The sequence below is a fragment of the Sphingopyxis sp. GW821-FHT10B01 genome, assembly GCF_059415685.1.
In genome coordinates this window covers 583,081-605,827 of the sequence record NZ_JBWKNS010000003.1, presented here as the reverse complement: position 1 = coordinate 605,827, position 22,747 = coordinate 583,081, and the positions used below count along the sequence as shown (strand labels likewise).

Annotated in this window: 18 protein-coding genes; 3 read left to right on the top strand and 15 right to left on the bottom strand. The window is 63.3% G+C overall.

Annotation, left to right across the window (positions count from 1 at the left end):
- Positions 1-45: 45 nt before the first annotated feature.
- The 3 genes from AC07NV_RS11675 to AC07NV_RS11665 are packed head-to-tail and all read right to left on the bottom strand — an operon-like array spanning position 46 to position 3,872.
- Entirely contained in the window at positions 46-2,406 is a 2,361-nt protein-coding gene (locus AC07NV_RS11675) for a TonB-dependent receptor (RefSeq protein WP_495166515.1), read from the bottom strand.
- Positions 2,393-3,346 (bottom strand): FecR family protein, encoded by a 954-nt coding sequence (locus AC07NV_RS11670; RefSeq protein ID WP_495166514.1) that lies wholly within the window; start codon positions 3,344-3,346, stop codon positions 2,393-2,395. The genes AC07NV_RS11675 and AC07NV_RS11670 overlap by 14 nt, the downstream gene beginning before the upstream one ends.
- On the bottom strand, positions 3,336-3,872 hold the full coding sequence (locus AC07NV_RS11665) for an RNA polymerase sigma factor (RefSeq protein WP_495166513.1): 537 nt from the start codon (positions 3,870-3,872) through the stop codon (positions 3,336-3,338). Before AC07NV_RS11665 ends, AC07NV_RS11670 begins: the two co-directional genes overlap by 11 nt.
- A 577-nt stretch (positions 3,873-4,449) precedes the next feature.
- Between AC07NV_RS11665 and AC07NV_RS11660 the strand changes: the two genes are divergently transcribed.
- On the top strand, positions 4,450-6,249 hold the full coding sequence (locus tag AC07NV_RS11660) for an ABC transporter ATP-binding protein (protein ID WP_495166512.1): 1,800 nt from the start codon (positions 4,450-4,452) through the stop codon (positions 6,247-6,249).
- Between the two features lie 122 nt (positions 6,250-6,371).
- On the opposite strand, the gene AC07NV_RS11655 is transcribed toward AC07NV_RS11660, so the two are convergent.
- The 5 genes from AC07NV_RS11655 to AC07NV_RS11635 all read right to left on the bottom strand — a co-directional run bounded on the left by AC07NV_RS11655 (position 6,372) and on the right by AC07NV_RS11635 (position 10,309).
- Positions 6,372-7,109, bottom strand: a complete 738-nt coding sequence (locus AC07NV_RS11655; RefSeq protein ID WP_495166511.1) for a hypothetical protein — start codon at positions 7,107-7,109, stop codon at positions 6,372-6,374.
- Positions 7,106-7,801 carry an MFS transporter gene (locus tag AC07NV_RS11650; protein WP_495166510.1) on the bottom strand — a complete coding sequence of 232 codons (696 nt, stop codon included), beginning with the start codon at positions 7,799-7,801 and terminating at the stop codon, positions 7,106-7,108. Before AC07NV_RS11650 ends, AC07NV_RS11655 begins: the two co-directional genes overlap by 4 nt.
- 40 nt (positions 7,802-7,841) lie before the next feature.
- Positions 7,842-8,087 carry a YdeI/OmpD-associated family protein gene (locus tag AC07NV_RS11645; protein WP_495166509.1) on the bottom strand — a complete coding sequence of 82 codons (246 nt, stop codon included), beginning with the start codon at positions 8,085-8,087 and terminating at the stop codon, positions 7,842-7,844.
- Positions 8,088-8,136: 49 nt separating this feature from the next.
- Positions 8,137-8,832 carry a hypothetical protein gene (locus tag AC07NV_RS11640; protein WP_495166508.1) on the bottom strand — a complete coding sequence of 232 codons (696 nt, stop codon included), beginning with the start codon at positions 8,830-8,832 and terminating at the stop codon, positions 8,137-8,139.
- Positions 8,833-9,169: 337 nt separating this feature from the next.
- Complete coding sequence (locus AC07NV_RS11635) at positions 9,170-10,309, bottom strand: NAD(P)/FAD-dependent oxidoreductase (protein ID WP_495166507.1); 1,140 nt, start codon at positions 10,307-10,309, stop codon at positions 9,170-9,172.
- Positions 10,310-10,512: 203 nt separating this feature from the next.
- On the opposite strand from AC07NV_RS11635, the gene AC07NV_RS11630 reads away from it, so the two are divergent.
- Complete coding sequence (locus AC07NV_RS11630) at positions 10,513-11,406, top strand: LysR family transcriptional regulator (protein WP_495166506.1); 894 nt, start codon at positions 10,513-10,515, stop codon at positions 11,404-11,406.
- Between the two features lie 3 nt (positions 11,407-11,409).
- On the opposite strand, the gene AC07NV_RS11625 is transcribed toward AC07NV_RS11630, so the two are convergent.
- The 5 genes from AC07NV_RS11625 to AC07NV_RS11605 form a co-directional block, all read right to left on the bottom strand.
- Positions 11,410-12,813, bottom strand: coding sequence for a CapA family protein (locus tag AC07NV_RS11625; RefSeq protein ID WP_495166505.1), 1,404 nt, complete (start codon positions 12,811-12,813; stop codon positions 11,410-11,412).
- Positions 12,810-14,072, bottom strand: a complete 1,263-nt coding sequence (locus AC07NV_RS11620) for a M20/M25/M40 family metallo-hydrolase (RefSeq protein ID WP_495166504.1) — start codon at positions 14,070-14,072, stop codon at positions 12,810-12,812. Before AC07NV_RS11620 ends, AC07NV_RS11625 begins: the two co-directional genes overlap by 4 nt.
- A gap of 107 nt (positions 14,073-14,179) precedes the next feature.
- Positions 14,180-14,788 (bottom strand): RNA polymerase sigma factor, encoded by a 609-nt coding sequence (locus tag AC07NV_RS11615; protein ID WP_495166503.1) that lies wholly within the window; start codon positions 14,786-14,788, stop codon positions 14,180-14,182.
- 140 nt (positions 14,789-14,928) lie between these two features.
- A complete protein-coding gene (locus AC07NV_RS11610) occupies positions 14,929-16,488 on the bottom strand; it encodes a serine hydrolase domain-containing protein (RefSeq protein WP_495166502.1) in 1,560 nt (519 codons plus the stop codon).
- Between the two features lie 29 nt (positions 16,489-16,517).
- Entirely contained in the window at positions 16,518-19,241 is a 2,724-nt protein-coding gene (locus AC07NV_RS11605; RefSeq protein ID WP_495166501.1) for a TonB-dependent receptor plug domain-containing protein, read from the bottom strand.
- 75 nt (positions 19,242-19,316) lie between these two features.
- Here AC07NV_RS11605 and AC07NV_RS11600 point away from each other — a divergent pair, with 75 nt between their 5' ends.
- A complete protein-coding gene (locus tag AC07NV_RS11600; protein ID WP_495166500.1) occupies positions 19,317-19,739 on the top strand; it encodes a hypothetical protein in 423 nt (140 codons plus the stop codon).
- On the opposite strand, the gene AC07NV_RS11595 is transcribed toward AC07NV_RS11600, so the two are convergent.
- Positions 19,646-21,415: a DUF885 domain-containing protein gene (locus tag AC07NV_RS11595; protein ID WP_495166499.1), complete on the bottom strand. Its 1,770-nt coding sequence runs from the start codon at positions 21,413-21,415 to the stop codon at positions 19,646-19,648. The two genes, AC07NV_RS11600 and AC07NV_RS11595, sit on opposite strands and share 94 nt — an antisense overlap.
- 194 nt (positions 21,416-21,609) lie before the next feature.
- On the bottom strand, positions 21,610-22,698 hold the full coding sequence (locus AC07NV_RS11590) for a LysR family transcriptional regulator (RefSeq protein ID WP_495166498.1): 1,089 nt from the start codon (positions 22,696-22,698) through the stop codon (positions 21,610-21,612).
- Between the last annotated feature and the right edge of the window lie 49 nt (positions 22,699-22,747).

Sequence of the window (22,747 nt, the reverse complement as noted above, 5' to 3'; positions counted from 1 at the left end):
AATTCGATGCCTGCGCGCCCGCGACTGGCGACACCCGGGAAGCCTTCAGAAGGTCAGGTCGATTCCAAGCCGGATCGTGCGCGGCCGCAGCGGCGTCGTCTGGTCGCGGCGAACGACCGAGAAGGGATTGCCAAAGGCAAATGTATTTCCTTTGGCATTTGCCGCATTGTCGAGATTCAGCGACAGGATCGCTCGGCCGAAAGCGAACCCGACGCCCATGTCAATCGCCGCATACCCGCCTTGCGGAATATCGAGCGCCGATCCGACCCCGAGGCGCGATCGCCCGACATAACGCGCCGAGGCCCTGGCATTCAGCGTCGCGCCCGACCCAAGATCGCGGCGCCACTCGGCAGCCAGCCGTCCGCCGACCCCGGCGACGTTGGGGAGCGGCCGGCCGTCCCCCGTCGGCCCGACGGCTTCGGAGGCGGTGAGGCGGCTGTTGTTGACGAATGCCGCCGCAGTCAGAAGAAAATCCGGTGTCGGGCGCCAGCGCAGTTCGGCGTCGAGGCCGATGATCCGTCCGTCGCCGACATTGGCGGTGTAGGGAAGCCCGGAGACATCGATCAGGTCGGCCTGCAAATTATGCCATATGTTGCGGAAGAGCGCGGCGCGAAACGACAGCTTGCTGCGGTCGGTCCGGCCGATCCGGATGCCCAGTTCGTACATGTCCAGCGTGTCGGGCCGATAGGCTTGCGCGACCAGGCCGATCAGCGTCGGATAGGCCGTCAGCCCGCCGGCCCGGAAACCCTGATCGTGGCGAATGAAGGCCGAGAATTTTCGGCCCGGCTGCCAATCGAGCGCGAGGGTGCGCGAAAAGCGCGCACCGTCGCGATAGGATTCGGCGGTATTCTCGGGCTTGGGGTCGCGGACGAAGCTTTCGGTCCGCGCGTAGGTCAGGCGCCCTCCGACCGACACCGAGAGGGTTCGGCTTAGCGGCCGGGTAATCCGGCCATAGAGCGCCGTGTCGATATTGCTGTCGACCGACGCGACCTTGAGCAATGGCAGGTCGGTCAAGCCGATGGCTTGCGAAACGACACTGTGGCTGTAGATCGCGCTGGCCCCGATCACCCAGGGCGCGCTTCGGCTGCCGCCCGAAATACGGCTTTCGTGCGAGAGGATGGAGATTTTGCTCCGTTCCTCATACCAGCTGGGGACTTCGAACAGCGCGCTGGCTTCGAACAGCGTCCGCAGATTGTGGCGGACGGCGGCGGTGGTCGATACGAGTTCGGCGGTACCGATCGGTTTTTCGGCGCGCACATAAGCCAGCTGATATGCGCTCCGGAAAGGCTGCGCGACCATCGGTTCGCCGCCGTGGCGAAGCGTGTATTGCCCCGCGTCGCTTTCGACCCGTTGCCGGACATGGCCGATGTCGAGGGTCCAGCCGCCGATCGCTTCGCCGCGGAGCGCGATCCGGTGGCCGTTGCTTCGCGTCGGATTGATGTTGGTCGCGCCCTGTGCCGGCGCATCGATATAGCCCGCCCTCTTGCCGGCGGAGACCGTGATCCGCGCGCCCCAGCGCCCCTTTGCGATCGGCAGGTTGAGCATGGCATTGCCTTCGCCGCCGAACCCGCCCCCCTGCGTATATTCGATCATGGTCGATGCGGCACCCGCGACATGGTCGAGGTCGGGGGTATTGGGAACGAACCGGATGATGCCGCCGAGCGAACCCGCACCGTACAAGGGAGCTTGCGGCCCAACGAGCACCTCGACCCGTTGCATGTCGTACAGGTTCAGCGATGGGTCGGGGGCGTTATAGGTGAGGCGGACATCGCCGAGATATTGTCCGGTCGCCGACTGGGTCGGGCCGTTGAAACTGCTGTCGGCGACGCCGCGGATGAAGATTTTTTCCCGGCCGCGGCCAAGATTGGTGGCGGAAAGCGAGGGAAGGAGGCGCGTGATCGCAGCCGTGCCGTCGGTGCCGTTGCGAGTGCTCCAGCCGTCATCCATCTCGATGACATTGACCGAACCCGGATAGTGATCGAGCGAGGCCTGTCCCTTGATTCCGGTGACGATGATCTCTTGGGTTGCTTCGATGGCCGCCGGTGGAGCGGCGGGCCGGCTCGGCGGGCGGGGCGGCCGCACCTTGGGAACCTTCGCGCCCTTTACCGGCGCTAGGACGATCCGCACGGTCCGCCCATTCAGAAAACGCGCCTCGGCGACTGTTCCGGCAAGCGCGCGGCGAAGCGCCTCGTGCAGGGTGAGCCGGCCACGTACGCCGGGGGAGTGCCGCCTTGCGAGTTCGGGATCGGTCACGGTGACGGTCGCGCCCGATTGCGCGCCGACCTTGCCCGCGACGTCGCCAAGCGGGCCGGCAGGAATATCGAAACTCTCGGCACGCACCGGGCTGGCACTGCCCAGGCTGATCACGACCGCGGCGGCGGCCGCCAAATTGTCAATTCGGGCCACTTCTCGACGGTCCCATCACCCAGCCTTGCCCACTCTGTTCGAGTTTGACGTCGAGCGCGACCGCGAGGCGGCGCAATTCGGCTTCGCCCGAACCCTCGATCTGCAAATTGCCCGAAAACGACCGGCCGGCGAGTGCCGGGTCGACGCGAATCGGAATCCCGAGCGCGCGTGACAGGTCGGCAGCAACCCGCGACAGGGGGGCGCCCGAATAAAGATATCGCCGGTTCTGCCACGAACCGACCGTCTCGATCGGGGTATCGGACACTGCAACGTCGCCCTCGTTCGTGGCGACCAGCGACTGGCCGGCGACGAGCGCGACGATCTTGTCTGCGGCCCGATACTCGACCTTACCCTCGGATACGGCGACGCGGATCTCGCCCTTCTCGCGCGTCACGTCGAATATGGTGCCAAGATCGACGATGCGAACCTCGCCAACGGCAAGGACGAACGGACGGTCGTCGTCGTGGCGCACGCGAAACAGCGCCTGTCCCTCGACCAGTGCGGCCATGCGCGGATTGTCGCGGTCGAGAACGAGTTTCGTCGCACCGTTCAGCGCGATATCGGTGCCCTCGTCCAGCTGAACCTGCCGCAGCTCGCCCGCCGCGGTCGCAACCTCGTAGCGTGGCGAAGTGAACGACGATGTCAGGGTCAGCGCCGCGGCGATCGAGGCAGCCAGCGCGCCGCCTGTCCAGAGAAGGAAGCGGCGGCGCGGTGCGGGCAGGGGCTCGACGTCATTCGCGGGCTGTCCTTCGCCCAGCGACGCGAGCAGCGGCGCGATCCGGTCGTCGAGCGCCTCGATCCGCTCATACGCCTCGGCATGACGCGGGTCCGCCGCGACCCACTCGGCGAATGCCTCCCATGCCTCGTCGTCGCCGTCGCGCAGCCGGACGTGCCACGCGATGGCGCGTTCGATGATCGGGTCTTGCATCTCAATGCTCATGACGCCCCCTTGTCTGCCTGAGATGCCGCGGAAGGGCATGATCCCCATCCAATAACAGCTTCGTGCTCGCGATCGCCCCATAGGCGCGCGTCAGATGCTTCTCGACCGCGCTGACGCTGATGCCGAGCGTTGCTGCAATCTGTTTCTGCGGTTCGCCTTCGACCCGAAATTGCAGGAAAATCCATCGCGTCCGTTCAGGTAGTCCGTCGAGCGCCGCACGAAGGATCGCAAGCTGCTCGCGCTGGATCAGCTGCAACTCGGCCGAGACGCCGGGATCGATTTCGCGCACCTCTTCGCTGTTGGAATCGACCCAGTCTTCCTCGCGCCGGCTACGCCGCTGTTCGGTGCGGCGGTGGAGCTGGAACTGGTTCGACGCCATCTTGTACAGATAGGCGCGGGGCTCGGCGACCGGACCGATCCCGTCGGCCGAAATCCGGAGCGAGATTTCCTGCAAAATATCCTCCGCCTCGGCGGCGGACGTTCCGCGCGCGATCAGGAATCGGTGCAACGCCGGCCTGATCTGCACGAAGGTTTGCATTAATCCGCTGCTGGACATGCCTGGCTGATAGTTTTCTCGGGAAATGTCGACGGCCTTCAGAGCTTGTATTCGCTTGCTTGCCGAATGCTGCTCGTGGCCGCACCGAATCCGGACCAGCGTCAGCCCGCTTCATGTTCGGCTCCCTGTATCCGATATTGAAGCCCAGTCAATGAAGTGCGTCCGCGACGGCCATTGCCTGATGCCCAAGTGACGAAAGCGTTTGCACCGTCGATGCGCGCTTCGTTGGAATTGGCTTTGGGAAAAAACAGGCAGGTGTCGGCCGGGATAGTTCCCCGGTTTCAGTAAGGCAGGTAAATCCGTTCGGCCCGATGGAAAAAACGTAAGGATTGCCAACGGCATGGAAGGCCGTTACATGTCCGAATCATTCCAACGCGAAGAAAGGAGGGCATAGATGAAATTTCCAACCACATGCCCTCTCGGCGGGTTTCCCGCCAAAGAGCGCTTCCACCACTAGGTCCTGAAGCCTCCGTGATCCGGCCTTTCGTCCGGATCGCCCCCTGAACAGCAACGCATTGGAGACGGCGCGTCCGCGCCGGTTCATGATATGACATCGACACAAGACACTGGTCGTGCGGATTCGATCCGCCGCGTCCTCGATTTTACTTTTCGCCACTGGGCCGCGCAGCGTGGACGCGCGGCCTTCATCGGCCTGTTTATCACCGCCGCGACGGTCACGGAGATTTTCGTTCCGTTGTTCGCGGGGCGCCTGATCGACGCGCTGGCGGCCGACCGGCGCGATGGCGCGCTCGTGCTGTTCGCAGCGATGGCGGCGCTCGGTCTCACTATGGTGGTGCTTCGCCATATCGCGTGGGCGGGTATCATTCCCTTCACGCTTCGCATGATGCAGGGGGTGACGGCGGGCGCCTTCCATCGCGTTCAGCGTTTCTCGACCGACTGGCACGCCAATGCCTTTGCGGGTTCGACGGTGCGCAAGATTACGCGCGGCATGTGGGCGTTCGACACGCTCAACGATGTGCTTCTGCTGCAACTGCTGCCGTCGGCGGTCGTGCTCGTCGGCACGATGCTGCTCCTCGGCTGGCATTGGCCGGTGCTCGGGCTCGTCATGGGTATCGGTGCCGCCGCCTATGTGGCGATGACCCTCACGCTCGCCACGCGCTGGGCATCTCCTGCGGCAACGCTGTCCAACGCATGGGACACGAAGCTCGGTGGCCTCCTGTCCGACGCGGTCGGCTCTAACGCCGTCGTCAAGGCGTTCGGCGCCGAGGATCGCGAAGAGGAGCGCGTCGGCGGGTTGCTTGCCAAATGGGCGAAGCGCACGCGGCGCACGTGGATGCGCTATACCTGGTCGGGCAGCGCGCAGATCCTTCTCCTCTGGATCATGCGCGGCGCGATTACCGGCGTGGCCTTATGGCTGTGGTGGCAAGGGGCTGCCACGCCGGGCGATGTCACCTATGTGCTCACCAGCTATTTCGTCGTTCACGGCTATCTCGTCGACATCGGCTTCCACATCCACCACCTCCAGCGCGCGGTGAATGAGATGGAGGAGCTGGTCGATCTCCACGATCAGCCGCTGGGGATCGAGGACCGCGCCGATGCCGCGCCGATCTGCATCAGGGCAGGCGAGGTGCGCGTCGAGGATGTCACCTTCCGGTATGGCGGGCATGAAAAGCCGCTCTACGAGCATCTCGACGTCCTGATCCGGGGCGGCGAGCGGATCGGTCTGGTCGGCCATTCGGGGTCGGGCAAGACGACGTTCGTCAAGCTTATCCAGCGCCTCTATGATGTGAACGAAGGCCGGGTGACGATCGACGGGCAGGATGTGTCGCACGCAACCCAGCAGTCGCTGCGCGCGCAGATCGCGATCGTCCAGCAGGAGCCGATCCTGTTTCACCGCAGTCTGGCCGACAATATCGCCTACGCGCGCCCCGGGGCGAGCCAGGCCGAGGTCGAGGCGGCGGCGCGGCTTGCCAATGCGCATGACTTCATCGCGCGGCTGCCGCGTGGCTATGCGACGCCCGTCGGCGAGCGCGGCGTCAAGCTGTCGGGCGGTGAACGCCAGCGGGTTGCGCTCGCGCGCGCCTTTCTGGCCAACGCGCCGATCCTCATATTGGACGAGGCGACCTCCAGCCTCGATTCAGAGAGCGAGGCGCTGATCCAGCAGGCGATGGACCGGTTGATGAAGGGCCGCACCGCGATCGTCATCGCGCACCGGCTTTCGACGGTGCGCACGCTCGACCGGATATTGGTGTTCGATCAGGGCCGCATCGTCGAGGACGGGGATCACGAAACACTGCTCGAGAATGCGGGCGGTCAGTATCGGCGTCTGTTCGACCGGCAGTCGGGCAACATCGTCGACGAGGATCCGATGTTCCTCGATGCCTGAGCCGACGAGCAGAATGGCGCTACCGATCGCCGACCTTTGGTCGACGATCGGTAGCATGTCGCGGTTTTGCGGGTAGGCCGATATTGGATCGCCAATGGAATGGCAGCGGCACCTGGTCCCGGCTATGCGAGCGAGGGGGGTGCGGGAACGGGACGTAAAGGCCGGGCGAGCCGGACCGCTCCGACCAGCCCTGCCAGCGCGAACGGAATGCCGATCCCCAGCGCACCCCAGGCCACGGCAGAGAGGTTGGCGATGCTCAACCCTTCGCCAAAGCCGGCGGCGTTCGCGCCTATCCCTGCCATCGCCGCGCCAATGGCACCACCCGCGTTGCGGGCGGTACCGATCGCAGCTGCCCCCCGCGCCCGCGTTGCCTCGTCGAACGAACCGATCACCTGCTGTGCCAGAAAGGCATAGGACAGGCCGAATCCACCGCCCAGCAAGGCAGCCGAAGCGCCGGTCGCGAGCAGGCTTTCCCGTTCCATCGACAAGGGCACCCCGATATTGCCGGCGAGGATCGCAAGAACCCCCAGCACGATCAGCCGGGGCTGCCAGCTCACCGGGGCGCCCGAGACGGAAAGCGATGCCAGTGTCCACGCCAGGGCCTCGATCGCCGTGACATATCCGGCTTCCAGCGCGCTGAGCTTTGCACTGAATTGCAGGATGGCCGGAGCGTAAAGCGCAAAGGCGGTTCCGGCGGCGGTTGTGGCGAAATAGGTAAGATAGGCAACGCCAAGCGGAAAATCCCCATTGCGCCGCGGCAACAGCGCGTTGGTGCTAGTGCGGTCGGCGGCAAGCGCCGCGAAGAGCAAAAGGCCCCCGCCCGCAAGCAAGAACATCGGGAGCAAGATGCCCCCGGTCACGCCCGCGGTCGCCACAGCGGAATGCCGGGTGCGATCAGCAGCATGGGGAGCACCGGCAGGCGGCTGTCCGTCACCTGATCCACCGGTGGGGGGACGAGGAACCAGCTTGCCGCGGCGAACAGCACAGCCTGCGCCGCGAACAGCCAGAATACGCCGCGCCAGAAGCCGGCGTCGGCAAAAATTCCGCCGATCAGGGGACCGGCCAGTGTGGCGATTCCCCAGGTTCCGGTGCATAGCGCGAAGACGCGGGGGAGATGGCAGCCGGGGAAAAGCTGCGCCATGGCGACATAGATAAGGCCGCCGATCCAGCCCGCGGCGGCACCCTGTACGACGCGGCCGGCGAGGAACATGGCTATCCCAGGCGCTGCGGCGCTCATCGCGCAGCCAAAGGCGAAGACGATGCCGGCGAGGATCATTGATGCACGCAGGCCGATCCGTTCGGCCAGCCAGCCCGCCGATGCTCCGGCGACGACCAGCCCGGTCATGAAGCCCGATCCGGCCCAGCCGAACCAGGCGTAACCGTCTAGCGCTGCGCCGGCACTCGGCATAATCGTCGCGGTGACGAGCGAATCGGCCGCCACGACCCAGCAGCCGAGCAGGATTAGTGCCAGCGCGGGGCCCCGGCCGCCCGAAACAAGATCGCGCCAGACGGCGAGGCGGCCGTCGGCCGGGGCGGTGGTCTGGATAGTCATGCGTCCTCCATTACGTCAGGTTCGCATGGTCTTTGCAATCTCAACCATGGTTGAGATCAAGCGATAACGAGCCGGCATGCGGATGCTGTGCCCGGATGTCTCGCTCGACATTGCGTTGTCGTGCCGATTCCGATTTCAGCCGGGCAAGATATCGCAGAATTTCCTTCCTGTGGCTGGGTGAGAGGTTATCCCATCGCGCCTTGGCCAAGGGGTCGCCATCGAGGCGCGTCATGCTGTCGACCGCTTCGGCAGGATCCTCCCGCGCTCGCCCAATGTAGCGGGTCAAAAGCTTCCATTGGGGCGGCCGCCGGCGCAACGGGTCCCGTCGTCCGACCCTAACGCCGCCTGGTGCCGTAATCGATCCTGATCCTGACCCAACTGCCTACCTGTAGCTGTCCGCCGACGCGCGGAGGCCGCACCCTGAACTGCCACGCCGCAGCGAGCACAGCGCGATTGATCTGCGATCCGTTCGGGTACTCGTCGAGCCCGACGCAATCCTCGACACGATATTCCGGCGCTGTGCGACAAGCGATCAGCCCCCAGCCGGGTCCGCTGGCGGTGGACAGATAGCCGCGCAGTTCGTCATCTCTTGGCTCGCGATACCAGGCGGCCGCATAGAGCGGCTCCCCATTGGGCGCCGTGCCCACCCGCTCCGTGTCACGCGAAGAAGAGGAGCCGCCCGTGTTGGGTGGCCCATAGACCGCCCCGCCCGGCGGGCGCGTGCCGATCCGGGGAATCGCGGGCGCAGGTGGCTGTTCGCTTGGCGCGGGTACGATCGGCGCGGCCTTTGGTATGGCGGCCGGCGGGGGCGGCTGTTGGGCGGGTTCCGAAGGCTGAGGTACCGGCTGTGGAGATTCGGGTTGCGCTTCGGACCGGTCGGGCTCCCGGCGGCTCGGTTCGGGGGCTTCCTCCGACATCCCGGGAGCCTTGATGCTCACGACGCTGACACGCTCCTCCTTGATATCGGGCTCCTTTTCTACGCCAAAGGAGAGCAGCATGAGCAGCAGGAGCGCCGGGATCAGAATGGCCAAGCTTATGGCAAGCGTGCGGCGGCCCACCCCGATGCTGAGCTGTTCGATGTTGGAAGTGGCTGGAACAGGGCTCAGGTGCAGGCAATCTTTGGTGGCGGCGTCCGCTGGTCAAGCTGCCCCGGGGCGAGATAGGCCAGATAGTTGGGCGTCGGACTTTTAACAAGTGCGAGTGCTGCCCGATGACCGAAACGGCGGCTGGAAACGACCTTTTCGTGTCGATCGGCCGCAGCCGGGCAAACGCATCACCGTCATAAGGGCTGCGGGGCGAAAAATTTCCCGTCCAAAGCGAGCTGCCAATGTCGCCGCATAGGGGACAGCCGGACTTTGATACGATCTTCTAGGTTTGCAGACGATCGGGGAGCAAATGTTGCGGACGGACGCCGCGGCTCGCCAGCTCCTCGGGCCAGGGCAGGCCGAACATCAGTGCCTCCACCGCCATCGCCATCGCGGGCGCCGTCTGCAGGCCATAGCCGCCCTGACCGGCCAGCCAGAAGAAATCCGGACAGTCGGTCGCAAAGCCTGCCGTTGGCACCTTGTCCGCCGTAAACGTCCGCAGCCCCGCCCAGCGCGCGCTGATGCGGTCGACCTTCAGCGTGGTCGCCTCCTCGACCCGCCAGGCGGCGAGCGCCATTTCATACTCCTCGGGCTGGACATCGCAGGGCACAGACGGTGTCGTGTCCATGGGTGAGGCGAGCAGGCGCCCGGCATCGGGCAGCATGTAGAAGCCATCGTCCTGGACGGTCTTGGTAAAGGGCCAGGCCGACACGTCGAGCTCCGGCGGCGGGGCAAAGCCGATGATCGTACGGCGAAGCGGCTGGAGCCCGAGAGGCCTGACGCCCGCTAGAATCGCGATTTCGTCTGCCCACGCACCGCCCGCGTTGACGATCGTCTTTGCAAAGAAACGCTCGCCCCCCGCATCGCAGTCCCAGCCACCCTCCGCGCGGCTGATCGCGATCACGGCAGCATCGAAGACAATCGTTCCTCCGGCATGACGGAATGCGCGGGCGTTCGCCTGAAGCAGGGCATCGGCATCGAGCTTGCGCCCGCCCGTATCGATCAGGCCGGCAACGATCCCGTCCGTGCCGGTTTTGAGCACAGGAACAAGGTCGAGCATGTCGCGCTCGCTGGCGCGGAAGACGGTGCCGGTAAACCGGTCCATTTCCGTGTGAAGCGCTTCGAGTTGCGGGACCGTCGCCTCGTCGGCGATAAACAGCGCCGGCTTGCTGGCCCAGAGCGCGGTATCGCCATATTCTGCGGGCGGGGCGGCGAAGAAGTCGCTGCTGGCGGCCGTCATGCCGCGCACAGCGTCTTCGCCGATCCCGAAATGATAGAAGGTCGCGCTCCGGCCGGACGAATGATAGCCGAGCGCTGATTCCCGTTCCAGAACCACCGTCTCGGCGTGACGGGCGATACGCGCCGCGGCCGACATGCCCGCGATACCGCCGCCGATCACGATCACATCAACCTGCCTGCGCATTATAAACGACTTTCTCCGGCTTTGTGCCTATCCAGCCGGTCGGGCTGGGGTGCGCAAGCGATTTTACTTTCACTTCAATAGACGCAAGCTGCTCGATTGAGCGAACCGCGCATTGGCCCAATATTCGGTTATGCCTTTGACAACGTCGCGTTGAGCAGATCAGATAGTTCGATCGGACGGCCAGTAAAGATTGCCCAATTCGCATGGATCTCAAGCATCTCGAAGATTTCGTAAGCCTGTGCGAGACGCGCAGTTTTTCGCGGTCTGCCGATATTCGCAACGTGACGCAGTCGGCCTTCAGTCGCAGGATTCAGGCGCTGGAGCTTTGGCTGGGCACGCCGCTGGTCGACCGCAGCACCTTTCCCACCTCGCTGACAGCAGAAGGGCGGCTGTTTCGGGAAACCGCCGACGAGGTGCTCAACATGCTGGGCGAGGCGCGGACCGATATCCAGGCGCGGCAGCGCCAGTCGCGCAAGACGATCAGTTTCGCCGCCCTCCACACTTTGGCGCTCAGCGTTTTTCCCGACTGGCTCAAGAGTGTCGAACGGCTTACCGGGCCGCTCAAGACCGATGTCCTTGCCGACAATGCCCATAATTGCTTCCAGTCGCTTGTGGAGGGGAAGAGCGATTTTCTGCTGACCTTCCATCATGAAGCCGTGCCGGTGTCGTTGGATCCGGAACGCTTTCCCTATGTAGTACTCGGAACCGACCGGCTTTTGGCAACGACGCGCATCGAGGGCGGCCAGCCGCTGTTCCAGCTTGATACCAGCGCGCCGTTGCTGGCTTATGGTCAGGATTCCTTCCTCGGCCGGCTCAGCTCCTATGCCGCGCGCGTATCCGGGATCGATCAGCCGCCGAGTCACGTGAACGACAATGCCGTCGCGGAGATATTGAAGGCGATGGTGCTCGCGGGCCACGGGATCGCCTGGCTGCCCGAAAGCCTGATCCGGCGCGACCTCGAGAGCGCCCAGTTGCACGATTTGGGTGCCGGCGTGCCGATGGAAATCCGCATGTACCGGTCTGCCGAGCGGACGCGCAAATCGGTGGTCAGGGTCTGGGATGCCGCCAATGCCCTGCCGACGATGGGCGGCGCATAAGGGTTACTTCTTGGCTGCGGCGACCCTGATCAGGCCAACGCCGTCCTTGATCTCGATTGTTGTCCCTAGCGGCTTGGAAAGCCGGCTCAGGCGATCGAGGATTTTCGCGCCATGGTCGCGGCTCGCCATGCGAGGAACGCCGCGATCGGCGCCCTTGATGTCGACACCCAGATCGATCGGATAGAGGCGGATCTCGGTCAGTTCGCCTTTTGCGTATCGCGACACGGCAATCACCGATTCGTAGAAATCGGGGTTTGAAAAGGTGCGGGTGTTGCGCGCCTGAAGCAGTTCGGGAACCGTCGCGCTGTCGGGGTCGACGCCGAACTGGTCGTACATGTCGGCAGGTACGGCATCGAGCGAGTTGTTCATCATCGCGAAGTTGCCAAGCGAATAGAAAATGGGTTTGCCCTTGTAGATCTCGATCCCGCGCAACTGATGCGGGCCATGGCCCATATAGGCGTCGGCGCCCGCATCGATGACGGCATGCGCCAGCTCGATCGCGAAATCGGCCGGTTCCTGAAATGCGTTTCCGGGCTCGTGATTGTGGACGGAATAGATCACGAAATTGCCGTTCTGCCGCGCTTGCCGGATCGCCCGCATATTGTCCGCGAGGTCACCCGCATGGATGCGATAGCGAAAGTCCAGATGCTTGCCACCCGTGTCGCCGGGCGCGAAGCGGTTTCCAAACAGCGTCGCCGCCTCGTCCGTCCGGCTATCGGTGGCCAGCGGCGATTTTGCGGCGAGGTCGCCGATGGCAGCGAATTGTTCGGGCGTTACCAGCGTCGTGCGCACGGTCCGGATCGTGTTGGCACCGGGGCGGCCAGCAATCTCGCCGACGGGATCGCTGGCGCGCGACATCGGCGTGAATGTCGAGGTTGCGGACACGATGGCGACGCGTCCCTTGGCAACGTCGAGATAGCGCGGGGCGCGGGCGCCGCTCATCGTCGTGCCCGTGCCCGACCAGACGATATTGGCGTCTGTGAGACGCTGCCCCGTCTCGATCATGCCCTCCACGCCCCAGTCGGTGGAATGATTGTTGGCGTGACTGACCATGTCGAAACCGAGTTTCGCTATGTCATCGGGCACGCGGGGGTCGGCGAGCATCCAGGTGCCACCCGATTCCGCCTGCGCCACAGCCTTTGTGGTAGCCAGATCCAGAACGGTGGTTTCGAAATTGCCGAAAGTCACGTCCGCTTCGCGCAGCAAGCGGACCATATCGGGGCTTCGCGCTTCCAGTGTCGCAAGCATCGGCCGCAGATAGATGAGGTCTCCGGCGGCCGCTAGGGTGAATTCGTCCGCGATCGGGGTGGTCGGCACCGGCGTGGTGACCAGAGGTTGTTGTGCTGTGGCGGCGGCCAGCGGCATCGCGGCGGCGGCAACCGCCAGAACGATGCGTCGGAGAGTCATTTTGCACCTGCGGCGGTGAGAAGAATGGCAAGGCCGATCTCCATGCCGCGGACGCTTGCTCCGCGCTCGACGTCGATCCATTCGTCCAGTGAGTGCGCCCGGCCTCCCGATCCGCCCGACCCGATGGTGATCGCAGGGATACCAAGGCTCATGGGCAAATTGGAATCGGTCGACGAATAGGCGAGGCTCGGCTTGAGGCCTCTGGCCTCGATCGCACCGGATGCGATGCGGACGATGTCGGCGGTGGCGGGGGTGCTGCCGGCCGGGCGGTCGCCGATCAGTTTGATCTCGGCTTCCACTTTCCCTTCGCGCGCATTGCGCGCCGCATTTTCACCCTCGACGCTGGCGTGCACGATGGCGAGAAATGCCTTCTCCACCTTGGCGAGCTCGCCGGGGTCCTCGGATCGCATGTCGAACTCCATATAGACCTCATTGGGGATGGAGTTCACCGATGTGCCGCCGCTGACCACGCTCGCCGAATAGGTTGTCTTCGGCGTGGCGGGCACTTTCAGCTTGTAAAGATCGACCACCGTCTGGCTCATTGCAGTCATGGGATTGACGAGGCCGAAGGCCATGAAGCTGTGTCCGCCCGGCCCCTTGAAGGTGATGCGATAGCGTTTCGACCCGACGCCGCCGTTGACGATACGCTCGGATTCGAGGCCGTCCATCGAGATGAATGTCCCGATCCGCTGACGATATTTGCCCTGTGTGAACATGTAGCGGACGCCGCGCAGGTCGCCCGGGCCTTCTTCACCGACATTGCCGACGAACAATATGTCCTGCTTGGTCTGGATCTTATTGGCTTTGAGCGCGCGAGCGTAAGCCAAGAGCACCGACAGGCTGCGGCTATTGTCTCCGATGCCGGGCGCGAGCAGGCGCGTGCCTTCGCGGCGGACCTTCACAGTGGTTCCGGCGGCAAAGACCGTGTCGAGATGCGCGACAAGCATGACGAGCATGCCATCCGGTGCGCCGGTGCCGCGATACAGGCCCATCACATTGCCTTCGGCGTCGATCTCGACATCTTCCAGCCCCGCCTGTTTTAGCATTTCCAGATAGGCTGCGCCCCGCTTCGTTTCGGCGAAGGGAGGGGCGGGGATTTCGGTCAGCGTGACGATGTCCTCGACAATCCGGTCATGCTCGCGGTCGAGCTGCGATACGGCGGCAGTATAGGATGGGCTGGTGAGGACTTGTTTCAGTGGCCGATCGTCGGTCGGCGCGGCGGCCAGAGCGAGCATGGAAAGCAGTGGGACAGCGAACATCGGCAAGCCTCTTTATCTACAGGTGACGCACGTCGAGCATACACGCTCGTCTGTAGACGCGAAGTTGCGTCGCACGCGAACGGAGAAAGAATGGAGATTGCCGATAATTATCGAGCGTCCAACCTGCGCCAGCTCGGGCGCTGCCGCGAACTGCTTCCGCTCTGGCGTCGGGCCGGCGCGTGCGATCCGCCATCGGGCAGGGGGGCGAAATTGTCGTCGTCGAGAAAGGGGCGCAAGCGCTCCTGAAGATGCGCCATCGCGGCCATCATATGCTTCTGGACCATGCGCGGTGTGATCGACAGGGTCTCGGCAACCTCCGGGGTCAGCATGCTTTCATGGCGCCGAAGCCGGAAAACCTCCCGGCGACGCGGGGGGAGTTCCGCCAGTGCCGCAGCATAAGCCGCCTGAAGATCCGACAGAAGCCGGCCGTCTTCTTGCCGCGGCTCCGCTTGCAAAAGATCTTCAGAGACAGAGCTTATCTCAACAGAATTTGACAGCAGGGATTTCTTTCTTCCGCGGTCATGAATCAGGTTACTGGCAATCCTGAGTAAATACCCAATCGGAGATGCAACCATTGTGTCTGAATTGTACGAGTGATACCTGATAAAGGTATCCTGTATTATATCATCGACATCACTCTTATTGCTCAGTCTTGGTACGATATATTTTCGGAGGCTATCACGATATCCGTCAACAAGGTGATGTTCCAATTGCATGACGGAATGGTGACTATGGCTGGACGTACTGTCCAATGCCAATGCCGAAAGGGTCATTCCAAATTTGCATAACCCGATGTCGCGCGGCGGTCCGGGGGCGCAAGGCGGCTGGGCCGGGCTTCAGCAGTCTGGTGAAGTCGCTAGTTCGGGATGCGGGAAAAGGCGACCTTGCGCGCGCGCTCCACGCCGACAGTGAGGCCGGTAATCTGTCCGCTGCTGTCGCGCGTGAACCGTATGATCGCATCGTCAGCCTGAAAAGCGTCGCGGTAGATCGGTTTCAGGGTCTGCACGAAATCCGGACGATCCTGAATGCGCCAGATCAGGCCATCGGTCCCGGCGCCTATGACATAGACCGCACCGACTTCGTCGCTTGCATAGCGGCCCGGAAATTCGACCAGCTTGACCGACGCCGGGATGACGGGCGGGGTGCGCAAATAGACTGTAATGTTCCCGTCCCGGCCGACAAGTTCGATCCGGTCCTTCGAAACCACGCGGCTTTCGGCCGACTGATATTCTTCCAACTCCAGCGGCGCGCCAGTGGCCTGACTGACGAACAGGCCGTCCAGCACCTTCTTCACCGGCTTGGGCGGCGTGAACATCGGCAAAAATTTCGCGGCGACCTGGCGCCCCAGCGTCGTCGGCGCGTTGCTGGCATTACAGAGCATCGCGATCGAGAGCTTCTGCGTGGGATAGCGACCAAGCCAGGCGCGATAGCCGGCGGTCGATCCGGAATGCGCGATCTCCGGCACGCCTTGAAAGCTATAGTTGAAGAGGCCGCGGCCATAGGTCAGCGTCCGCCCGTCGCGAAGCGTGCTGCGCTCGGACAGTTTTTGGGTAACCAGCGCACCGACCGCACCGCTGTCGAGCGCGCGGTTCCAGATCAGAAGATCGCCGACCGTGGTCAGCAGCCCGCCATTGCCATAGGTGTTTTCGAACGGCATTTCCTGCTGATAGTCTTTGCCGGTCCATTCATACGCTTGCGCGCGATTGGGCACGATCCTGCGGAAATCGTCGCGCCACTGGCTATGCTTCATTCCGAGCGGCCGGAAAAAGACCTCCTGACTGAAATCGGCCAGCGACTGCCCGCTCACCCGGCGCACAATCTCGGTCAGCAGATTATAGCCGGTGTTCGAATAGCTCGATTCGGCACCCGGTTCGAAATTGAGCGCCTTCTGCCGGGCCACGACGCCGAGAAAGTCATTCTGCGTAAAGACCCGCGTGGTGCGCGGCCATCCTGCGAGCCCCACGACTGCGCCCCAGTCGCGCAGACCGCTCGTGTGGTTCATCAACTGATCGACGGTGATGACCTGCCCGTAGTCGGGCAGTTCGGGAATGATGGCGCGGACGTCGGTGTCCAGTTTCAGCTTACCGGTCTCCACCAGCTTGAGCACAGCTGCTGCGGTGAATTGCTTGGAAACCGACCCGGCTTCGAAGACGGTGTCGGGTGTGATCCGGATGTCGTGCTCGAGGTCGGCCATGCCATAGCCAAGCGCCAATACGGGCTGGCCCGGACGATCGACCGCGATTGCACAGCCGGGCGACTTTGCCGAATTCCACTGGGCAAAGATCGGGTCGATATCCGGTGCAGCCGGTCCGGTCTGCGCTTGCGCCAGCCCGGGAGAAGACAGGATGATAGCCGCGGCCAGACTATATCGGCGGCGTGACCTGGCGGGGAAGGGGGCAACAGGTTTCGACTTCATATCATTGCTCCCATATCACCCGCACAGGGTCAGAATTTCAGCTTGGCCGTGGTCGAGAAATAGCGGCCGATCTGATCATAGTGGATCTGCCCCGTCGTCGTAAGCGGCGGGCCGCGGTCGAATACATTGTTGACGCTCACGGCCAGCGTCAGCTTGTCGATCCTCACCCGTGCGCCGATGTCGAGATAGGCTCGCGCAGAGATATCGTTGTTCTCGATATCCAGAAGATGGTTCCACTTGCCGCCGCCGACATAGCGGACCCGCGCATCGGCGCTCAGCGGACCCTGATCGTACGTCATGCTGAATGTGCCGCGCCACTTCGGCGTGCCGAACGGAACCGCCTCGCCAACATCGCCGACATATTCGATCTTGCTGATGCCGTCGTCGGTGGTCAGGCTGTCGACATAGGTCGCAAGCGCGCGAAAACGCAGCGTGCCGGGGACCGATGCCGCGACGTTGTTGAGCGGGAGCGAGTAGGACGCTTCGAAATCGATGCCGTTCGTCTTGTATTCAGCCAGATTGACGAAGGTTGCGAACACGGTGGTGATCAGCCCGTTCTGACGAACGATCTGATCGCATAATGCCGTATTGCCGTTGGCGCAGCGGGTCACGATGTCCTGTCCGCTCAGCGTGGCGATCGCGCCCTTGATCCTGATATCGAAATAATCGATCGACAGATTCAGGCCGGGGATGAACGGCGGTGCATAGGTGCCGCCGATCGTTGTCGTGGTACCGATTTCCGGGTCCAGCATCGGATTGCCGCCGCCGAAGGTGACGATCTGATAGGTGGTCTTGGTGACCGGATCGGCGATATTCGACTGGGTGGTCGAGCGGGTGTTGTAGAGTTCGGACAGGCTGCCCGAACGAATGTCGCGCGATCGCGAGACGCGAAGCAGCAGATTGTCATAGATGCGGTTGGTCGCGCCGAGCTTCCACGACCAGACGCTGCCCGTGTTGCTATAGTGGCTGTAACGGGCGGCGCCGCTGAACTCGAGGTCGCTGAAATCCTGCTTCAGCAGCGGGATCGCGACTTCGGCGAAGCCTTCCTTGACGTTGAAGCCGCCGTTGATCTCGGAAAAGTTGAAGGTCGAGAAGGCCTGCGCCCGCGAAAGATCGTCGAGGCCGCTCGATTCGATCGACTCCCAACGCGCTTCGGCGCCCACCGCAATCGAAACGGGTCCGGCCCAGAGCGAGAAGGGGTCACCGCGCAGGCTTACGGCGGCCGTATCCAATTTTGTCGTGTTGCGCACATGCGCCGCGTTCGAGAAGGCAAAGGCGACCGCGGCCGGGTCGGCATTGCCCTCGCCGAACAGGTTGAGCGGGCGGCAGGCGGTAGAGGGGTTAGTGAGCGCCACGCGGCAGACCGGCTGGCCGGTAATCGGGCTGGTGACCACGTCGATCGCCTGATTGAAGGGCACGGTGACTTTCTGGTTCAGATAACCGCGATCGTCCGAAAGCTCGCCATGGCCGTAATAGGCGCTGTAACGCCATTTGCCGTCGGCAAAGGAGCCGTCGACACCGATTGCCGCATCGATCGTCTCGCGCACATAGCCGAAGGTGCGATAGCCATAATCCTCGAACACGCGGCCCATACGGAAACTCGTCTGGTTCGCTGCGATGAGCCGGTCGCGAACGGCGGTCGGCAGGAACGGATTGTCGCGCGATACCGTGATATTGTCGCGATTGCTCTCGGCATAGAAGCGGTATTCCGCCGACATGCGCGAATAGCTGCCATCGACCCAGAATTTGGCATCGCCGAGCTCATAGCTGGCGCGCGCATAGGCGGTGATGCGCTCATAGGGCGCGGCGAGCGCCGTCTCGTCGCGAAGGCTGGTGCCTTCGCCGCCGACCATCACCTGCGTTCCCCGCGGGCTGCCATATTGGAAGGGGCGCAGGGTGCCGTCGCGGTTGAACGTCTGCCCGGCGAGGACGCCGGTGGTGATCAGGCCGTCAATGCTGGCATTGGAATAATTGACGTCGCGCGCGATGACGAAGGCATGCGCCGAGCCGGCGGGGTTGGTGTAAAGCGTCGTGCTGCCGAGGTTCTTGCGCGAATCCCGGTCGAGAACGCCCTCGTCATTCAGATATTGTCCGCCAATCATGAAATGGCCGGCGCCATCGGCGAACTTCACACCGAAGGTGCCGTCGAAACCATAGCGGAACGCGTCGCGGCGCGAAGAAATTCCGCTCTGGACGCCGAGTTCGAGACCCTCCAGAGAATCGTTGAGCAGGATGTTGACCACGCCGCCAACCGCGCCAGAGCCCCAGGCAGCGGAGGCGCCGCCGGTCACGACCTCGACGCGCTGGATCAGGCCCTGCGGGACGGTGTTGAGATCGCCCGCTCCGGTGAAACGCCGTCCGTTCAGCAAGGTCAGAGTCCGCGACGTGCCGAGGCCGCGAAGATCCGCCGGCGACGAACCCGAAGCGGTGCCGGAGAAGTTCGTGACCGGTGTCGTCGACGCGCGGAACTGGGGCAGGTCGTTGAGCACCTGCGCGATGCTGGGCCGATTGCCCTGAAGCAGGTCGCCGCCGCTGATGACCGTCGTCGGGGTGGGCGCGCGAAAGCCCGCCTTGTCGATGCGCGATCCCGTTACCACGATCGCATCGCCTTCGCCCGCGCTGTCGCGTGCTTCCACGGCTTCGGCCGCATCTTCCTGCCCGGCCGCGGCGGCTGCGGCGGGCATGAGGGTCACTGCCATGGCGCCCGCCGCCGCCGTGAGCATCAACCGGTACTGAAGATCCGAGCGCGTCATGTCTTTCCCCCTTATGGCCGCGTAAATATACGCTGCGTCCACAGGGAAGACGTCGGCTTCGCGCGTAGCCGAACGGTGAAATGGATTTTTTGCGATAGAAGGGATTCCTCGGCAGATCGGGTTCTGCCTGCTTCCTGCTTCCATATCGCCGCGATCTACCCGGTAGAAAATGGCGGCCGCGATCCTCGCGGCCGCCTAGCGGCCGACGAATCTGGGCTTTTTCTTGTTCTGGAAGGCTTCGAGCGCGATCCGGTGGTCATCGAGAAGCCGGGTCGCATTTTCATGGGCGGCCGCCCGGTCAATGATCGGCTTTTCAAGATCGAGCATCGCGTTCTGGATCTTCCGGTCGCGCCGGATTCCGGCGCTAGTGCCGGGCGCATCGCCATGCAGGGACAAAAGCCATGTCAGGCCGTCGGCTTCCTTGCGTTGAAAAGCCTCTCCAAACGCTTCTCCAATACCGGAAATGGCACAATTCCGCCGGACAGGACGGTATCGTGATACCGGCGAATGTCGAACGTCCGGCCGGCGGACGCTTCGGTTTGGCGCCTCAGGCGCCGGAATTCTTCGCCGCCCGCCCAGTAGCATGCGGAAAGTCCCGGGAAGTCCGACGCGTCGGCGAGCATCATGCGCCGCCGCATCTTCGGGCGCGTGATCGCGTCGCCGGCCGCATATTGTTCGGCCTGATCGAGCGTCCAGCGTTTGACGTGCATGCCGGTATCGCCGACCGTACCCATCGCCATGCGCCGGTCCATCAGCCGGTTGGCGTATCGCCCCATCAGATCATCATCATACACCCCGGATTCGACGGCGATGCTCCGTGCATACTCGCCCCAGCCCTCCGCAAATCCCGACGTGATGAAGCTGCGCCGATATGGCGAAAGCGATGCGTTGGCCTCGATCCGGTCGAGATGATAGTGATGGCCAGGGCTGAGTTCGTGATAGATCAGCGGTGCGGCCCAGAACCATGAGGCGTCGGCGAGGTCGCCGCCATTGAAGACATAGATTCCGCGCGGGTCGTGCTTCGTCGGCCGTTGATAATAGCCGTTGGTCAGCAGGGTTTCGAGTTCGGCCGCTTGTGGTGCGACATCGAAAGGCTTTGATGGCGGATTGGAAAAGAAGCGCGGCAGGCGGGGCTGCAGCTTGGCGAGTGCGCTGCGAAATCGCGTGGCGACGTCGTCGACATTGGCGGCCTTCCAGCGCGCACCGTTCAACAGCTCGGCGTGAAACGCTTCGGCCGATCCCGTAAATCCGATCTCGCGTCGAAGCCCCGCCAGATCGCGGTCCGCTTCGGCGACTGTCTGCAACGCGGCCTCATGAGTCTCGGCAGGGTCGATGTCGCGCGAAAGCCGTGCGCCGAGCAGGAAGCGATAATAATCGGGTCCGTCGTTGAAGCGCCACAGGCCCACATTGTCGTTGGCCTTTGGCAGATAGGAGAGGTTCAGAAAGTCCGAAAGCCGGTGCAGCGCGGGCACAATAGCCTCCACCATGATTTTTCCGGATCGCACGGCAAAGCGGTCAACGGCGGGCTGATCCAGATGGGACAGGCGCTTGCTGCCGGGAAGGAACTGTTGCGCCGGATCGGCAAGAACCGCGCTCAGATAGCCCGACACCGACAGAATTTCTTCGCGTGGGTACAGGATGTTACGCTCGATCTGTCCGCGAAGTTTCGTCGTGATCTGGTCGATGTAGGGCGCAGATGCTTCGAGCAGCTGCAGATAGCTGTCGAGGTCTGCCGGCGACGCCAGGCTCGCGGCGCCAAGGCGCCGGGTCAGTGCGGACAGGACCGAGCTGTAAGGCCCAAGCGGAAAATCCAGCCAATAATGGCGATGCCAGCCGAGGCTCTGCTCCAGATCCCAGAGCAGGACTGCGCGAGTCTCGCGCCCGTCCTCGGTCAGCCGCGCGGTGTCGAGGCGGCCGAGCTCGGCGATCCAGCGATGCGTTCGCTCGGCGGAGGCATGCGAATAATCGAAAGACAAATCGTGCAGCGCACCATTGTCGCCATAGGGTTCCCAATAGGATCCGATCGGCCGGGGATGACGCCGCGTATCGTCTATGATCGCGTCGAGCGCCCTGTCCGCAGAGCTGGCGGCGGCGGTCGCCGTTCCGCCGCGCGCGGCCAATGTTGTTGCCGCGACGGCACCAAGAACAAACTCACGTCGACTCGCTCGGGGCATGATGGCTCGATCTTTCTTGGCACGAAACGGGACTTGCTGCCGCGCGAACGTCGCGACGTCGAGTTTGATTGATCCGCAGGGGACGGGCCGGCAGAGAATGAGCCGCCAGCTTGTGGAGGCGAGACTATCGGGCGTCCCGCTTCATGCCAGACAGAATTTCGCTAGTGTGAACTGCATTTTTGCAGATCGTGCGCCTATCCCTGCCACCAGAGGCGGTCCTGTACGAAACGCGTCTTCAGGAAATCGCAAACGGCGCGCACCCGGGCGCTGCGATTTGTCTCTTCATGTGAAACCATCCAGAGCTCGGTTTCGAACGGGAGTTCGATCTCCAGCCGCACCAGATCGAAAACGGCCTTTCGATAGAAGGATGGGCCCAAGGCAATGCCAAAGCCTGTTTGCGTGGCTGCCACGGCAAAGTTGGCGGAGTTGGTTTTGAACGTCGGGCCGTCGCTGGCATCCACGATGCCTTGCCACCAGTTGAACAGCGGATCGGTGTGATGGATGGCCTGATAGATCAGATCATGGCCTGTGAGTTCGTCTATCGTGGCGGGCACGCCGCTCTGCCGCAGATATTCGCGCGACGCGAACAAGGAAAATCCCAGCATTCCCAAGCGGAAGGCGACAAGGCGCGGGTCTGTGGGCCTGACGATGGTGATCGAGATATCGGTTTCCTCGGTCAGGAGGTCGCCCGCGTGCGATCCTGTGACGACATCAAGTGCAATATCGGGAAATTGTTTGTGGAAATCGCCCAATATGGGCGTGACCCAATGCGTGCCGAGCCCCTCGGAGACGTAAAGACGCACGACCCCGGCCAGTTGTCCGTCCATTCCGGCAATATTGTTCGTGACGGCCGATACGACCGCTTCCATTTCGTTCGCCTTCGCGACCAGCGCTTTTCCCGCCGTCGTCAGGGTCATGCCGTGGGCGCGGCGAACGAACAGCTTCGCGTTGAGCTCGCGCTCGAACTCCTGCACGCGTCGCGCAACGGTTGTGGCGTGGGCGCCCATCTTCTCGGCTGCATGGTGAAAGCTGCCGCTCTGGGCGACGGCCAGGACAAATTGAAGATCATTCCAATCGCGTAAAAGGCGCGACTTCCTGGCTTTGGTCATGTCGCGTTCCTCCCTGCCACGGCTGCGTCGATGCGCCATGATCTGCACACATGCAACTGATGTGAGATTCCTCGAAACATGGTCCTTCGTAATGTTGATGGCCGAAATACCGGCAGACAGCACGTCGCGGACCGCCCCGTCGGTCACCATATACGGCTCGGTGCGGACCACCATATTGTCCGAGCCTTTCCAGTTGCCGGTCGACGCGAATACACCGGATTCC